This is a genomic window from Pseudomonas imperatae (assembly GCF_057128625.1).
The window spans coordinates 56,460-71,155 of sequence record NZ_JBSKHP010000003.1 but is presented as its reverse complement, the minus strand read 5'-3'; the positions used below and the strand labels follow the sequence as shown (position 1 = coordinate 71,155).

Sequence of the window (14,696 nt, the reverse complement as noted above, 5' to 3'; positions counted from 1 at the left end):
TGGGAGCTGGCTTGCCAGCGAGCTTTTGAGGCCCTGGAAACCAGTTCCCACAGGGTTTGTCTCTAGAACAGGAAATACCGCTGCGCCATCGGCAACGTCTCCGCCGGTTCACACCACAGCAGCACCCCGTCGGCCTTCACCTGGTAGGTCTGCGGGTCGACGTCGATCGCCGGCAGGTAGCCGTTGTGAATCAGGTCGGTCTTCTTCAGCGTGCGGCAGCCCTTTACCACGCCAATCTGCTTCTTCAAGCCCAGCTGCTCCGGCACGCCGGCGTCCAGTGCTGCCTGGCTGATGAAGGTAATGCTGGTGGCATGCCGGGAGCCGCCGTAGCTGGCGAACATCGGCCGGTAGTGCACGGGCTGCGGGGTGGGAATCGAGGCGTTGGCGTCGCCCATCAGGCTGGCCGCGATGGCGCCGCCCTTGAGGATCAGCGTCGGCTTCACGCCGAAGAACGCCGGGCGCCACAGCACCAGGTCGGCCCATTTGCCAATTTCGATGGAGCCTACCTCATGGCTGATGCCGTGGGTGATGGCCGGGTTGATGGTGTACTTGGCGATGTAGCGCTTGGCGCGGAAGTTGTCGTTGCCCGGCGCGTCCTCGGCCAACGAGCCGCGCTGCTTTTTCATCTTGTCGGCGGTCTGCCAGGTGCGCGTCACCACCTCGCCGACGCGGCCCATGGCCTGGCTGTCGGAGCTGATCATCGAGAAGGCGCCCAGGTCGTGGAGGATGTCCTCGGCGGCGATGGTCTCGCGGCGGATGCGGCTTTCGGCGAAGGCCACGTCCTCGGCGATGCTGGGGTCCAGGTGGTGGCACACCATCAGCATGTCCAGGTGTTCGTCGATGGTGTTGCGGGTGAACGGCCGGGTCGGGTTGGTTGAGCTGGGCAGCACGTTGGGGAAGCCGCAGGCCTTGATGATGTCGGGGGCGTGGCCGCCGCCGGCGCCTTCGGTGTGGTAGGTGTGGATGGTGCGGCCCTTGAACGCGCCGAGGGTGGTTTCCACGAAGCCCGACTCGTTGAGGGTGTCGGTGTGGATGGCCACCTGCACGTCGTACTGGTCGGCCACGCTCAGGCAGTTGTCGATGGAGGCGGGGGTGGTGCCCCAGTCTTCGTGCAGCTTGAGGCCGATGGCGCCGGCCTTCACCTGCTCGATCAGCGGCTCGGGCAGGCTGGCGTTGCCCTTGCCGGTGAAGCCGATGTTCATCGGGAACGAGTCGGCCGCCTGCAGCATGCGCGCCATGTGCCACGGGCCTGAGGTGCAGGTGGTGGCGTTGGTGCCGGTGGCCGGGCCGGTGCCGCCGCCGATCATGGTGGTGACGCCGCTCATCAGCGCTTCTTCGATCTGCTGCGGGCAGATGAAGTGGATGTGGGTGTCGATGCCGCCGGCGGTGAGAATCATGCCTTCACCGGCGATGACTTCGGTGCTGGCGCCGATGGCGATGGTCACGTCGGGCTGGATGTCCGGGTTGCCGGCCTTGCCGATGGCGGCGATGCGGCCGTCCTTCAGGCCCACGTCAGCCTTGACGATGCCCCAGTGGTCGATGATCAGCGCGTTGGTGATCAGCGTGTCCACCACCTCGGCGGCCAGCAGCTGGCCCTGGCCCATGCCGTCGCGGATCACCTTGCCGCCACCGAATTTCACTTCTTCGCCGTAGGTGGTGAAGTCCTTTTCCACTTCGATCCACAGGTCGGTGTCGGCCAGGCGCACCTTGTCGCCGACGGTGGGGCCGAACATGTCGGCGTAGGCTTGTCTCGAGATTTTCATTGTCTGCCTTTGAATTCCAATTTCATGACCCCGCGGGGGCCTTACAAATCGCCCATGACGCGGCCGGCGAAGCCGAACACGCGGCGGTGGCCGGCCAGGTCCACCAGTTCCACCTCGCGGCTCTGGCCCGGCTCGAAGCGCACGGCGGTGCCAGCCGGGATGTTCAGGCGCATGCCGCGGCTGGCGGCGCGGTCGAAGGTGAGGGCGTCGTTGGTTTCGAAGAAGTGGTAGTGCGAGCCCACCTGGATGGGCCGGTCGCCGCTGTTGGCCACCGTCAGGCTGAGGGTGCGGCGGCCGACGTTGAGTTCGATGTCGCCAGGTTGGATCTGGTATTGGCCGGGGATCATTCAGGCCTCCTTCAAAGAGTCTTGTAGAAAAACGCCGTGGCGGTGTATTCGCCGTCCGGACGGCAGGCAAAGCCAGGGATCTGCCCCGCGCGCTTGTAGCCCTGGGACAGGTAGAACGCCTCGGCGGGCGAGCCGGCCTCGGTGTCCAGGTGCAGCAGGCCGCGCTTGTACTGGCGGGCGGCGACTTCCACCGCTTCCATCAGCTGCTGGCCCATGCCGCGGCGCTGGGCGTCGCTGCGCACCATCAGCTTCTGCACCTCGGCACGGTTCAAGCCGTTCACGCGCTTACAGAACACCAATTGCGCGCTGGCCAGCACCTGCTCGTCACGTACTACCACCCACAGCACCAGGTCATTGATGGCGATGCGGTTCTTCACTTCGTCTAGAAAACTGTTGGCTTCATGGGCGTCCACGTCGGCGAGGAAGCCGATGGAGGCGCCTTGCTTGACCGAGTCCAGCAGCAACTCGACCAGGCCCTGGCGGTAGTGGGCAAAGCTTTCAACGGTGACGCGGCGCAATTGGGCGGCATTCATGGCGGCTTACTCCACGGGAGTCGGGGAAGGTTCGGCGCCCGGGTTCAGGATCAGTTGCATGAAGGTCAGGTCCAGCCAGCGGCCGAACTTGCTGCCCACTTGTGGCATCTGCCCCGTGATCGTGAAACCGAGTCGCTCGTGCAGACGGATGGAGGCCACGTTGCCACTTTCGATGGCAGCCACCATCACGTGTTTGTCGCAGCCGCGTGCGCGTTCGATCAGGGCTTTCATCAGTGCGGGCCCCAGGCCCTTGCCTTGTTGATCGTTGCGCACGTAGACCGAGTGTTCGACGGTCTGGCGGAAACCCTGGAAGGGACGCCAGTCACCAAATGAAGCGTAGCCCAGCACGGCATCATTGGCGTCCACCGCCACCAGGATGGGGTAGTGCTGGGACTGGCGGGCGCTGTACCAGGCCTGGCGGTTGCCCAGGTCCACCGGTTGCTCGTTCCAGATGGCCGTCGTGTTGGCCACGGCATCGTTGTAGATGTCGCGGATGCCGGGCAGGTCGGCGTGTACGGCGTCGCGAATGCGGAAGGTCATGGCAGGCCTCAGGCGATGGGTTGGTGGACGGTGACCAGCTTGGTGCCGTCGGGGAAGGTGGCTTCCACCTGGATCTCGGGGATCATTTCCGGGATGCCTTCCATCACCTGGTCGCGGGTGAGCAGGGTGGTGCCGAAGTGCATCAGCTGGGCCACGGTCTGGCCGTCGCGGGCGCCTTCGAGCAGCGCTGCCGAGATGTAGGCCATGGTTTCCGGGTAGTTGAGCTTCACGCCCCGGGCCAGGCGGCGCTCGGCCACGAGGCCGGCGGTGAAGATCAGCAGCTTGTCTTTTTCGCGGGGTGTCAGGTCCATGGTGTGTCCATTCGTGGGCAGTAACAAAACAGGATTCGAACACGCACTTTATTTGTGGGAGCTGGCTTGCCAGCGAGCTTTTGGGGCTCCAAACAGCTCGCTGGCAAGCCAGCTCCCACAAAATGTCAGGTGCTCCAGATTCTTGGGGGCAGGGCTTCTTTGCCCAGCACCTCGGGGCGCAGCAGTTTCCACAGGGCAATCAGCCAGTCGCGGGCGTGCAGGCCTTCGTGGGCCAGGCAGCGAGCTACCAGCAGGCCGGGCAGCTGGCTGAGGTCGCCACGCACCTGGCCTTCCACGGCCCGGCATTGTTCAAGCAACTCGGGGCTGATGTCGGCCGTCACCAGCAAGGTGGCGAACACGGTGTGGCCGTCCAGGCCCATGGGCGAGTCCAGCAGTCCGTCGTTGCCCAACACGCGCTGGCGCTCATGCCACAGCAGCTGGCCGTCGCGGCGAATGTCCACGCGGCTCTGGAAATGCCCGCGCTCGAAGCGCTCGTCCGCCGCCGGGCGGCCCAGGGCGACCATGTCCCAGTACACCAGGCGCGCGTCGCCTTGCAGCTCGACAGTCGTCTGCAGTTCTGCCTGGGCGGCGCTGTAGACGATGGTTTCCTGGGGCAGCCACTCCAGGGTCGCGCCGGGGGCCACGCTCAGCTTCAGGGTCTGGTAGGCGGGCCCGGCCGCGCGGTACCACTTGGCGGCGCCGGGGCTGGTCAGCTGCGCCCAGGCACCGGTGCCGACAGCGACACTGATATCCAGGCGGTCGCCGCCGGCAATGCCACCCGGTGGGTGCACGATGATGTGCTGGCACACCTCGGGGCCTTCGGCGTACAGGTGCTTCTGCACCCGCAGCGGGCCCAGGTGGCGGCGCTGGGTGGGCCGGGTGGTGTCGCCGAAACGGCCGTAGCCCAGCTCGAGCTCGGCGTGCCAGCTCGGCGTGTACAGGGCGGTGGAAGCGGGCAGGTTCATAGGCGTGTTCGTTATTGGTTTGTGTGCAGATTAAATGGTTACCAGGCCGCGTACACCCTCGGCCTCCATATTTTCACCTCGCCCGTGCTGCACGATTTCACCCCGAGACATGACGATGTACTGATCAGCCAATTCTGCGGCGAAATCGTAGAACTGTTCCACCAGCAGAATCGCCATGTCGCCGCGGGCGGCAAGCTTCTTGATCACCGCGCCGATTTCCTTGATCACCGACGGCTGGATGCCCTCGGTAGGCTCGTCGAGAATCAGCAGGCGCGGGCGGCTTGCCAGGGCGCGGCCGATGGCCAACTGTTGCTGCTGGCCGCCGGACAGGTCGCCGCCGCGCCGGTGTTTCATCTGCAGCAGCACCGGGAACAGCTCGTAGATGAACCCCGGCACCTCCTTGGCCTCGCTGGCGCTGAAGCGCGACAGGCCCATCAGCAAGTTTTCTTCCACCGTAAGCCGGCCGAAAATTTCCCGGCCCTGGGGCACGTAGGCGATGCCGGCGTGCACGCGCTGGTGCGGCTTGAAGCCGGTGATGGGCTTGCCTTCCCACTGCACGCTGCCTTCCTTGGACGGGATCAGGCCCATCAGACACTTGAGCAAGGTGGTCTTGCCCACGCCGTTGCGGCCCAGCAGGCAGGTGACCTCGCCGACCTTCACGTCAAAGGACAGGCCGCGCAGGATGTGGCTGCCGCCGTAGTATTGGTGAAGCTTTTCGACCTGGAGCATGGTTCAAACTCTCCGCATATGGACCTTGTGGGAGCTGGCTTGCCAGCGAGCTTTTGAGGCCCTGAAAGCTCGCTGGCAAGCCAGCTCCCACAACAGCAGTGTTTCCATCAAAAAAGGGCAGGGTCAGCGGCCCAGGTAAACCTCGATCACCCGCTCATCCGCCTGCACCTGCTGCAGCGACCCTTCGGCCAGCACGCTGCCCTGGTGCAGCACGGTGACGTAGTCGGCGATGGTGTCGACGAAGCCCATGTCGTGCTCCACCACCATCAGCGAGTGCTTGCCGGCCAGGCGCTTGAACAGCTCGGCGGTGAATTCGGTCTCGGCGTCGGTCATGCCCGCCACCGGTTCGTCCAGCAGCAACAGCTGCGGGTCCTGCACCAGCAGCATGCCGATCTCCAGGAACTGCTTCTGGCCGTGGGACAACAGGCCGGCGGGGCGGTGCACCGAGGTGGTCAGGCGAATGGTGTCGAGCACCTCGTCGATGCGGTCTTTCTGCTCGCCCGTCAGGCGCGCACGCAGGCTGGCCCACACCGACTTGTCGGTCTTCTGCGCCAGCTCCAGGTTCTCGAACACGCTCAGCGCCTCGAACACCGTCGGCTTCTGGAACTTGCGGCCGATGCCGGCTTGGGCGATCTGCACCTCGCTCATCTTGGTCAGGTCCAGGGTTTCGCCGAACCAGGCCTTGCCGTGGCTGGGGCGGGTCTTGCCGGTGATCACGTCCATCAGCGTGGTCTTGCCCGCGCCGTTGGGGCCGATGATGCAGCGCAGCTCGCCGACGCCGATATACAGGTTGAGGTTGTTCAGCGCCTTGAAGCCATCGAAGCTGACGCTGATGTCTTCCAGGGTCAGGATGGTGCCGTGGCGGGCGCTGAGCGCACCGTCCACGCGCTGGCCCAGGCCGATGGCATCACGGCTGGTGCCGGCATCGCGGTTGGGTTCCAGGATGGGTTCGAGCATGAACTCGGGAGTCGGCGTGGTCTTCATTGTTCGCCCCTTTGCTTGATCAGGCCGATGACACCCTTGGGCAGGTACAGGGTGACGATGATGAACAGCGCGCCGAGGAAGAACAGCCAGTATTCAGGGAAAGCCACGGTGAACCAGCTCTTCATGCCGTTCACCAGGCCTGCGCCCAGCAGCGGGCCGATCAGCGTGCCGCGGCCGCCCAGGGCCACCCACACGGCGGCTTCGATGGAGTTGGTCGGCGACATTTCGCTGGGGTTGATGATGCCCACCTGGGGCACGTACAGCGCGCCGGCCAGGCCGCACAGCACCGCGCTCAGTACCCAGATGAACAGCTTGAAGCCGCGCGGGTCGTAGCCGCAGAACATCAGCCGGTTCTCGGCGTCGCGCAGGGCGGTCAGCACGCGGCCGAACTTGCTCTGTGCCAGGCGCCAGCCCAGCAACAGGCTGCCCACCAGCAACGCCACGGTGAGCAGGAACAGCACCGCGCGGGTGCCCTGCGAGGTGATGTCGAAGCCCAGCAGGGTGCGGAAGTTGGTGAAACCGTTGTTGCCGCCAAAGCCGGTCTCGTTGCGGAAGAACAGCAGCATGCCGGCGAAGGTCAGCGCCTGGGTCATGATCGAGAAGTACACGCCCTTGATCCGCGAGCGGAAGGCGAAGAAACCGAACACCAGGGCCAGCAGCCCCGGCGCCAGCACCACCAGGCACAGGGCCCAGAGGAAATGCTGGGTACCGGTCCAGTACCACGGCAGCTCGGTCCACGACAGGAAGGTCATGAACGCCGGCAGGCTGTCGCCGGCCGACTCGCGCATCAGGTACATGCCCATCGCGTAGCCGCCCAGGGCGAAGAACAGGCCATGGCCCAGGGACAGCAGCCCGGCGTAGCCCCACACCAGGTCCAGGGCCAGGGCGACGATGGCGTAGCAGAGGATCTTGCCCACCAGGGTCAGGGTGTAGGCCGACACCTGCAGGCTGCTGGTGTCAGGCAGCAGCGACATCAGCGCCAGGGCCACCAACCCCAGCACCACCAGGGCGCCGATGGCGATAGTGGCCTTGGGGCCGGCCTTTTGCGCGGCGGTTACCATCAATGGTTGGTTCATCAGTCGATCACCCGTCCTTTCAATGCAAAGAGGCCCTGCGGACGTTTCTGGATAAACAGAATGATCAGCGCCAGGATCAGGATCTTGCCCAGCACCGCGCCAATCTGCGGTTCCAGGATTTTGTTGGCGATGCCCAGGCCGAACGCCGCCGAGACGCTGCCGGCCAGTTGGCCGACGCCGCCCAGCACCACCACCAGGAACGAGTCGATGATGTAGCCCTGGCCCAGTTCGGGGCCGACGTTGCCGATCTGGCTCAAGGCCACGCCGCCAAGGCCGGCGATGCCCGAGCCCAGGCCGAAGGCCAGCATGTCGATGCGCCCGGTGGGTACGCCGCAGCAGGCGGCCATGTTGCGGTTCTGGGTGACGGCGCGCACGTTCAGGCCCAGGCGGGTCTTGTTCAGCAGCAGCCAGGTCAGCACCACCACGAACAGCGCGAAGGCGATGATGACGATGCGGTTATAGGGCAGTACCAGGTTGGGCAGCACCTGGATGCCGCCGCTCAGCCATTCGGGGTTGGCCACTTCCACGTTCTGCGCGCCGAAGATCAGGCGCACGGCCTGGATCAGGATCAGGCTGATGCCCCAGGTGGCCAACAGGGTTTCCAGCGGGCGGCCGTACAGGTGGCGGATGATGGTGCGTTCCAGGGCCATGCCGATGCAGGCGGTAACGAAGAACGCCACCGGCAGCGCCACCAGCGGGTAGAACTCAATGGCGCCAGGGGCCAGGCGCTGGAACAGCAACTGTACGGCGTAGGTGGAGTAGGCGCCGATCATCAGCATCTCGCCGTGGGCCATGTTGATCACGCCCAGCAGGCCGAAGGTGATGGCCAGGCCCAGCGCCGCCAGCAGCAGGATCGAGCCCAGGGACATGCCGCTGAAGGCCTGGCCCAGCAGGTCGCCGATCATCAGCTTGCGTTTCACCTGCACCAGGCTGGTTTCGGCGGCGGTGCGCACGCCGGGGTCTTTCTCGACGTCGGGTTGCAGCAGGTTTTCCAGGCGGGTGCGGGCCATGGGCTCGCCGGTGTCGCCCAGCAGGCGCACGGCAGCCAGGCGCACGGCCGGATCCGGGTCTACCAGCTGCAGGTTGGCCAGGGCCAGGCTCAGGGCGGTCTTGACCGTGCTGTCCTGCTCGCCGGCCACCACGTGGTCCAGCAGTTTCAGCTGGGCGGGCTGGGCGCTTTTCTGCAGCTGTTGGGCGGCGGCCAGGCGCGTGGCCTTGTCGTTGTTGAGCAGTTGCTGGCTGGCCATGGCGTTGTCCACCAGGCCGCGCAGGCGGTTGTTCAGGCGCACTTTGCGCAGGTTGCTGTCGCTGGGGGCGTTGGCCTTTTCGATGACGGCGTGCTTGTCGGCGTCCATGGCCACGCGGCCGTCCTGCAGGGCCTGTAGCAGCTCAAGGCGTTCGGGGATGGGCTGGGCAGCCCAGGTTTCCAGCAGTTGCGCCTGCTGCGCAGAGTCCCCAGCGACAAAATCGTCGCCGTCGCTGGCGTGGGCGGCCAGGGGCAGCAGCAGGATGAGGGAGAGCAGAAGGCGATAAAGGGACATGGCAGCGTCCTGAAAAGCGGAAAAAATCGGCGGCTTCACACCCGTAGCCGCTGCCGCCAGGCTGCGCTGGCCCTTGAGTACGCTGAAAATCTCCAGCGGGGCGCAGGGCCAGCGCAGCCTTCGGCAGCGGCTACGTTGGGGGGGTTAGTTGCTCTTCACCGCGTAGTCCGGCTTCTTGTCGTTGCCTGGAATGAACGGGCTCCACGGCTCGGCGCGGATCGGCTCCTTGGTCTGCCACACCACGTTGAACTGCCCGTCGTCCTGGATCTCGCCGATCATCACCGGCTTGTGCAGGTGGTGGTTGGTCTTGTCCATGGTCAGGGTGAAGCCCGACGGCGCGGCGAAGGTCTGGCCGCCCATGGCTTCGCGCACTTTATCCACATCGGTGGACTTGGCTTTCTCGGCGGCCTGGGCCCACATGTGGATGCCCACGTAGGTGGCTTCCATCGGGTCGTTGGTCACGGCCTTGTCGGCGCCTGGCAGGTTGTGGGCCTTGGCGTAGGCTTTCCAGTCGGCGACGAACTTGGTGTTGACCGGGTTATCCACCGACTCGAAGTAGTTCCAGGCGGCCAGGTTGCCCACCAGCGGCTTGGTGTCGATGCCGCGCAGTTCTTCCTCGCCCACCGAGAACGCCACCACTGGCACGTCGGTAGCCTTCAGGCCCTGGTTGGCCAGTTCCTTGTAGAACGGCACGTTGGAGTCGCCGTTGACGGTGGAGATGACCGCGGTCTTGCCGCCGGCCGAGAACTTCTTGATGTTGGCGACGATGGTCTGGTAATCGGCGTGGCCGAACGGGGTGTAGACCTCTTCGATGTCGCTGTCCTTCACGCCCTTGGAGTGCAGGAAGGCGCGCAGAATCTTGTTGGTGGTGCGCGGGTAGACGTAGTCGGTGCCCAGCAGGAAGAAGCGCTTGGCGCTGCCGCCGTCTTCGCTCATCAGGTATTCCACCGCCGGAATGGCCTGCTGGTTCGGCGCGGCGCCGGTGTAGAACACGTTCGGCGACATTTCTTCGCCTTCATACTGCACGGGGTAGAACAGCAGGCCGTTGAGCTCTTCGAACACCGGCAGCACCGACTTGCGCGACACCGAGGTCCAGCAGCCGAACACCACGGCCACCTTGTCCTGAGTCAGCAGCTGGCGGGCCTTTTCGGCGAACAGCGGCCAGTTGGACGCAGGGTCCACCACCACCGGCTCCAGCTTCTTGCCGTTGACGCCGCCCTTGGCGTTGATCTCGTCGATGGTCATCAGCGCCACGTCTTTCAACGAGGTTTCGGAAATTGCCATAGTGCCCGACAGCGAATGCAGGATACCGACCTTGATGGTCTCGGCGGCCTGGATAGTCCAGCTCATGCCCATGGCGGCGATGGACGCCGTAAGGGTAAACGCCTTGATCAAGCTACGACGCTTCATGGTGCAATCTCCAAATGATTTGATTTTTTAGTGGGGCAGATGGCGACTTCTGCCTGGGAGATTGCAAGGGGTGTGCCGAAGTGGTGCGGGGCCGTGGGATGGCGCTTTGAGGGCGGTGGAGGTCGCAGGGCTGCACCGGGCTGGTGCGCGTTTGGCGCAGTGGTGCGTGGGGTTGGGCGTTGCTGGTGCATTGCTAGCGGTATTGCTGAACATCCACGAACGCGGCCTGCGGCCGCTGCTACACGGTTCGTAGCAGCTGCCGCCAGGCGGCGTCCGGCCCCGCCGCGATCAGCCTGCGGTGCAGGCGTCCACCAGCGCCTTGGCGGCATCAATCAACGGCATGACGCCGCGGGCCAGCAACTTGCCGTCCACGCCATCGCAGTCGGCGGCTTCATAGGCAATGGCCCCGGCGTAGCCGAGCAACAACGAGGCATGGGCAAGCGCGTCGTCGGCGTTTGTGCCTGGGCGGACGGAGAAGAGCGGTTGGTTGTTCCGGTCCAGGGGGCCGAAGTGTTGGAGGCGGGTAGCGGGAAGATCAAAATTCATAATCAAGAGACTCGGAGATCATGGGTATGACACCCCTCGTCGCTTGCATTCGACAAGGTGGCGGCTGGACGCAGGTGTGCAAGACTGGGGATCTCCAACCCAGCAGGGCCTGAGCCCTCCCGCGTACAGCCACCATAGTTTCTTGAAGGCGTAAAAATACGCCAGCCAGTATTCTACAGCAGCTGTGGAAATCCCTCAGGCTTGCACGCCCGGCCACTGATTTTTGAAATGTGTGGAGCGGCCGTGGAATATTGTGGGAGCTGGCTTGCCAGCGAGCTTTTGAGGCCCGAAAAGCTCGCTGGCAAGCCAGCTCCCACACCAGATCCCGCCGTCACAGGCTTTTTCATCCAGCCCCTAATTCCTGTAGCCGCTGCCGAAGGCTGCGGCTACGAATGCACCGCGCTCGAGCTTGGAATACGCGCCAACGCCCACTCGATTACCCACACCACCGCCAACGACACCCCCACCAGCGGAAACATCACCCCCAGCGCAACCATGATCCCGATCGCCACCTTCCATTTCGGCAGATCATGCCGCAACGGCGGTACCCCCAGTTGGCCCACGGGCCGGCGTTTCCACCACATGATCAAGCCGCTCGCCGAGCCCAGCAGGATCATCAGGCATACCAGCAGAATCACGATCTGGTTGAACGGCCCGAACATTTTCCCTTCATGCAGCATCACCCCGGCTTCGGTGGCGCGGGCGACGGGGCCGTAGTCTTTCCAGCCGACGTTGGCCAGTACTTGCCCGGTGTATTGGTCGACGTGCAGGGTGGCGTCGTTGCGCGGGTCGTCGGCGAACACCGAGACGGTGAACACACCGGTATCGGTGGTGGGCAGGGTGATGCTGTAGCCTGGCTCGACGCGATGCGCGGTGGCCAGGTCGACCACCTGCTGCAGGCTGATCAACGGATCGGCTGGCATCTGCATGTGCCCACCATGGGCCATGTGCTCGGCATGGGCGCCGCCGGACATGGGCATGGGCGTGTTTTCCAGCGCCCAGGGCACGGTCTGGCGGTTGGCCTGGTTCAACTGCCCGGCCTGCACGTCGGACGTGGGCACGTTGTCCCACATGACGGCGGGGAAGGTGTTCCACACCTGGGCGAATTGCTTGCCCCACAGGCCGGTCCAGGTCATGCCGCTGAGCAGCATCAGCAGCAGGAACGCCGAGCCCCAGAAGCCCAGCACGCCATGCAGGTCGCGCCAGAACAGTCGGCCGCGCGCGTTAAGGCGCGGCCACAGCACGCCGGCGCCGGCCTTGCCGCGCGGCCACCACAGGTACAGGCCCGACACCACCAGCACGATGCCCCAGCCAGCTGCCAGTTCGACGAGGCGGTCGCCGACGGTGCCGATCATCAGCTCGCCATGCAGGGCACGGGCGATGGCCTGCAGGTTGAGTTTGGCGTCCTGGTCGCCCAGCACTGCGCCGGTGTAGGGGTTGATGAACACGTTCAGCTCGCGGCCCTTGGCGGTCAGCACGAACTGCGCGCTGCGGTCGGCGGCGGTGGCCGGCAGGTATTGGGTGATGCCGTCCTGTGGATAACGGCTGTGCACGCGTTGCATCAGTTCATCGGCGCTGAGCGCGTGCTCGGCGGGGGCGACGATCATCAGCGAGCGATACATCAGCGGGTCGAGCTGCGGCTTGAACAAGTAGATGATCCCGGTGATCGCCAGCAGGATCATGAAGGGGGCGACGAACAGCCCGGCGTAGAAGTGCCAGCGCCAGGCCAGGTTGTAGAAATTAGTAGTTGGCTTGCTCATCACGGAGCGCTCCACGGTAGCAAAAAGGCGGCGCGATCCAGGCGCGCCGCCGAAAGGGTTCAGAAGCTGAAATCAACCTTGGTCCACAGCGTGCGGCCGGTTTCGTTGACCGCCTGCGGGTCGCTGGCCGGGTAGCCGAAGCCGGCGTTGCCCGCCAGGTTCAGGTGCTCGGAATAGGTTTTGTCGAGCAGGTTGTCGACGCCGGCGCTGACCTTCAGGTGCGGGTTGACGCGGTAGGCGCCGTTGAGCGAGAACACGCCGAAGCCGGGGCTTTTTTCGTAGTCCTTGCCCACCACGTTGCCGGCGCCGATGTCGACGCGGTTCTGCGCAGCCACCAGGCGCCACAGGGCGCCGGCGCTCCAGTTGTCCTGGGCGTAGGTCAGGCCCAGGCGTGATTCCAGCGGCGGCATTTGCGGCAGGGCGCGGCCGTCGCTGCTGTTCTTGCCCCAGGCGTAGGCCAGGGTGGCGTCGGCTTTCCAGCGCTCGGTGAGCCGGTAGGCGGCGCCCAGTTCGCCGCCCATGATGCGGGCGTCGATGTTGCGGGCCTGGGAGCTCATGCCGCTGTAGTCGAACAGGATGAAGTCGCGCACCTGGCCGACGTAGCCGGACGCCCAGGCATCCAGCCGTTCGGTCTTGTACTGCACGCCGAAGTCCAGTTGCGTGGTTTTTTCCGGTTTCAGGTCGTGGAAGGCGTTGACCGCGCCGGGGCCGGAGGTGGGCGAGAACAGCTCCCAGTAATCCGGGAAGCGCTGTACGTGGCCCAGGCCAATGTAGGTGGTGGCGGGGAGAGCAGCCAGGTCGTGCTCGTAGCGCAGGAAACCGCTGGGCAGGGTTTGCTCACGGGTCTGATCGGCGGTGGGGTTGGCGATGGCGCTCATGCCTGAGCCGGTGGTTTGCCGATAGTCGCGCGCCTGGGCGCGGTCCACGCGGGCGCCGCCGATGACGCGGTCGTTGCCGCTGGCGTACCAGGTCAGCTCGCTGAACACGCCGACGTCCTGCATGTCGGCATCCTTGCTGCGCGGCACGTCCTTGTAGGCGTCCACGCCCATGGCGCTGCGCTTGCGGTGCTGGCTGGTCTGCGCGTCGATGCCGCTCAGCAGTTGCCAGTCGGCCCACTTCCAGGTCGCCTTGATGCGTGCGCCCAGGGTGCGGCGGTCGGGGTTGCTGGCCATCGCGCCGCCCATCATGCCGGTGCCGGAGGGCGTGCGCAGGGTGTAGTTGTCCATCACGTGGTCGGCGTAGTTGTAGTAGACCTGGGCCTCGACCTTGTCCAGCACCTCGCCGATGTTCGACTTCTCGAAGCGCAGGCCCAGGCTTTCACGCTTGAACTGGGTGCCGTCCATGCCGCGCCCGGCGTAGCGCGATTCGCCATCGCCCTTGCCGGCGGTCAGCTCCAGCAGGGTGTCGGCGTCGGGCGTCCAGCCCAGGGCGACGTCGCCGTTCCATTTGTCCCAGCGCGAGGGCACGGTGGCGCCGTTGCCATCCTTGTAGTCATCGGCCTGGGAGGTGTTGCCGACGAAGCGGGCGTAGCCGTCGGCATTGCCCACGGCGGTATCCACCACTTTATCGAAGCGGCCGTTGGAGCCGGCCAGCACGCTGGCATTGAAGCGGCTGCCCAGCGTGCCGAAGTGCTCGGGCTCGCGCTCGAACAGGATGGTGCCTGCCGAAGCACCGGGGCCCCATTGCACGGTTTGCGGGCCCTTGATCACGGTCAGGCGGTCGAAGGTTTCCGGGGCGATGTAGGAGGTGGGCGCGTCCATGCGGTTGGGGCAGGCGCCCAGCACGTTGCCGCCGTTGGTGAGGATGTTCAGCCGCGAGCCGAACATGCCGCGCAGCACCGGGTCGCCATTGGTGCCGCCGCTGCGGATGGCCGAGAAGCCGGGAATGGTTTTCAGGTAGTCGGCGCCATCGCTGGCCGGCACCGGCTGGCGCGGGTCCTTGGGGTTGGTGACCACGGTCAGGGGCGAGCTGGGCGCCACGGCGGTGATCACCGTGGGGCTCAGCTCGGTGGCGTCAATCAATTCCGCGGCGAAGGCCGCAGGGCAGAAAAGTGTGCCGCACAGCGCGGCGGCCGTCCGTTTGCGGGACAGCAACAAGGTAGCAGTAGACCTGGACATGGTTTATCCAACTTCGATCAGTCACAAAGGCACGGGTGCACGCCAGCCGCCGCGAGGGCAGCGTGGGAAACACG

Annotated in this window: 13 protein-coding genes and 2 pseudogenes; all 15 read right to left on the bottom strand. The window is 65.3% G+C overall.

The window, feature by feature from the left end; genetic code table 11:
• Window positions 1–62: 62 nt before the first annotated feature.
• Window positions 63–1,763: an urease subunit alpha gene (ureC, locus tag ACWKWX_RS05015; RefSeq protein ID WP_483827150.1), complete on the bottom strand. Its 1,701-nt coding sequence runs from the start codon at window positions 1,761–1,763 to the stop codon at window positions 63–65.
• A 41-nt stretch (window positions 1,764–1,804) separates the two neighbouring features.
• A complete protein-coding gene (locus tag ACWKWX_RS05010) occupies window positions 1,805–2,110 on the bottom strand; it encodes an urease subunit beta (protein ID WP_416422198.1) in 306 nt (101 codons plus the stop codon).
• Window positions 2,111–2,121: 11 nt separating this feature from the next.
• Window positions 2,122–2,643, bottom strand: coding sequence for a GNAT family N-acetyltransferase (locus ACWKWX_RS05005; protein WP_027979666.1), 522 nt, complete (start codon window positions 2,641–2,643; stop codon window positions 2,122–2,124).
• Window positions 2,644–2,649: 6 nt separating this feature from the next.
• Window positions 2,650–3,183 carry a GNAT family N-acetyltransferase gene (locus tag ACWKWX_RS05000; protein WP_416422199.1) on the bottom strand — a complete coding sequence of 178 codons (534 nt, stop codon included), beginning with the start codon at window positions 3,181–3,183 and terminating at the stop codon, window positions 2,650–2,652.
• 8 nt (window positions 3,184–3,191) lie between these two features.
• Entirely contained in the window at window positions 3,192–3,494 is a 303-nt protein-coding gene (gene ureA, locus ACWKWX_RS04995) for an urease subunit gamma (protein WP_416422200.1), read from the bottom strand.
• Between the two features lie 125 nt (window positions 3,495–3,619).
• Window positions 3,620–4,459, bottom strand: coding sequence for an urease accessory protein UreD (locus ACWKWX_RS04990; protein ID WP_483827149.1), 840 nt, complete (start codon window positions 4,457–4,459; stop codon window positions 3,620–3,622).
• Between the two features lie 30 nt (window positions 4,460–4,489).
• The gene (gene urtE / locus ACWKWX_RS04985; protein ID WP_416422202.1) at window positions 4,490–5,188 is read right to left on the bottom strand and encodes an urea ABC transporter ATP-binding subunit UrtE; all 699 of its coding nucleotides are present in this window, start codon (window positions 5,186–5,188) and stop codon (window positions 4,490–4,492) included.
• Between the two features lie 123 nt (window positions 5,189–5,311).
• Window positions 5,312–6,172, bottom strand: a complete 861-nt coding sequence (urtD, locus tag ACWKWX_RS04980; protein WP_473005215.1) for an urea ABC transporter ATP-binding protein UrtD — start codon at window positions 6,170–6,172, stop codon at window positions 5,312–5,314.
• Window positions 6,169–7,248 carry an urea ABC transporter permease subunit UrtC gene (urtC, locus tag ACWKWX_RS04975; protein ID WP_483827148.1) on the bottom strand — a complete coding sequence of 360 codons (1,080 nt, stop codon included), beginning with the start codon at window positions 7,246–7,248 and terminating at the stop codon, window positions 6,169–6,171. Before urtC ends, urtD begins: the two co-directional genes overlap by 4 nt.
• Window positions 7,248–8,543, bottom strand: a pseudogene (gene urtB / locus ACWKWX_RS04970) (urea ABC transporter permease subunit UrtB); the annotation flags it as partial. The pseudogene urtB and the gene urtC, both read right to left, overlap by 1 nt.
• Window positions 8,544–8,573: 30 nt before the next feature.
• Window positions 8,574–8,789, bottom strand: a pseudogene (locus ACWKWX_RS04965) (urea ABC transporter permease subunit UrtB); the annotation flags it as partial.
• A 144-nt stretch (window positions 8,790–8,933) separates the two neighbouring features.
• Entirely contained in the window at window positions 8,934–10,199 is a 1,266-nt protein-coding gene (gene urtA / locus ACWKWX_RS04960; protein WP_476294745.1) for an urea ABC transporter substrate-binding protein, read from the bottom strand.
• A 288-nt stretch (window positions 10,200–10,487) separates the two neighbouring features.
• Window positions 10,488–10,745 (bottom strand): DUF3077 domain-containing protein, encoded by a 258-nt coding sequence (locus ACWKWX_RS04955; protein WP_483827147.1) that lies wholly within the window; start codon window positions 10,743–10,745, stop codon window positions 10,488–10,490.
• Between the two features lie 386 nt (window positions 10,746–11,131).
• On the bottom strand, window positions 11,132–12,505 hold the full coding sequence (locus ACWKWX_RS04950; RefSeq protein WP_483827146.1) for a PepSY-associated TM helix domain-containing protein: 1,374 nt from the start codon (window positions 12,503–12,505) through the stop codon (window positions 11,132–11,134).
• A 59-nt stretch (window positions 12,506–12,564) separates the two neighbouring features.
• Complete coding sequence (locus tag ACWKWX_RS04945; RefSeq protein ID WP_483827145.1) at window positions 12,565–14,622, bottom strand: TonB-dependent copper receptor; 2,058 nt, start codon at window positions 14,620–14,622, stop codon at window positions 12,565–12,567.
• Window positions 14,623–14,696: the final 74 nt, after the last annotated feature.

Bases quoted from the DNA above. Each gene is read 5' to 3' on its own strand.
- ureC (WP_483827150.1), bottom strand. From the start codon at position 1,763: ATGAAAATCTCGAGACAAGCCTACGCCGACATGTTCGGCCCCACCGTC.
- ACWKWX_RS05010 (WP_416422198.1), bottom strand. From the start codon at position 2,110: ATGATCCCCGGCCAATACCAGATCCAACCTGGCGACATCGAACTCAAC.
- ACWKWX_RS05005 (WP_027979666.1), bottom strand. From the start codon at position 2,643: ATGAATGCCGCCCAATTGCGCCGCGTCACCGTTGAAAGCTTTGCCCAC.
- ACWKWX_RS05000 (WP_416422199.1), bottom strand. From the start codon at position 3,183: ATGACCTTCCGCATTCGCGACGCCGTACACGCCGACCTGCCCGGCATC.
- ureA (WP_416422200.1), bottom strand. From the start codon at position 3,494: ATGGACCTGACACCCCGCGAAAAAGACAAGCTGCTGATCTTCACCGCC.
- ACWKWX_RS04990 (WP_483827149.1), bottom strand. From the start codon at position 4,459: ATGAACCTGCCCGCTTCCACCGCCCTGTACACGCCGAGCTGGCACGCC.
- urtE (WP_416422202.1), bottom strand. From the start codon at position 5,188: ATGCTCCAGGTCGAAAAGCTTCACCAATACTACGGCGGCAGCCACATC.
- urtD (WP_473005215.1), bottom strand. From the start codon at position 6,172: ATGAAGACCACGCCGACTCCCGAGTTCATGCTCGAACCCATCCTGGAA.
- urtC (WP_483827148.1), bottom strand. From the start codon at position 7,248: ATGAACCAACCATTGATGGTAACCGCCGCGCAAAAGGCCGGCCCCAAG.
- urtA (WP_476294745.1), bottom strand. From the start codon at position 10,199: ATGAAGCGTCGTAGCTTGATCAAGGCGTTTACCCTTACGGCGTCCATC.
- ACWKWX_RS04955 (WP_483827147.1), bottom strand. From the start codon at position 10,745: ATGAATTTTGATCTTCCCGCTACCCGCCTCCAACACTTCGGCCCCCTG.
- ACWKWX_RS04950 (WP_483827146.1), bottom strand. From the start codon at position 12,505: ATGAGCAAGCCAACTACTAATTTCTACAACCTGGCCTGGCGCTGGCAC.
- ACWKWX_RS04945 (WP_483827145.1), bottom strand. From the start codon at position 14,622: ATGTCCAGGTCTACTGCTACCTTGTTGCTGTCCCGCAAACGGACGGCC.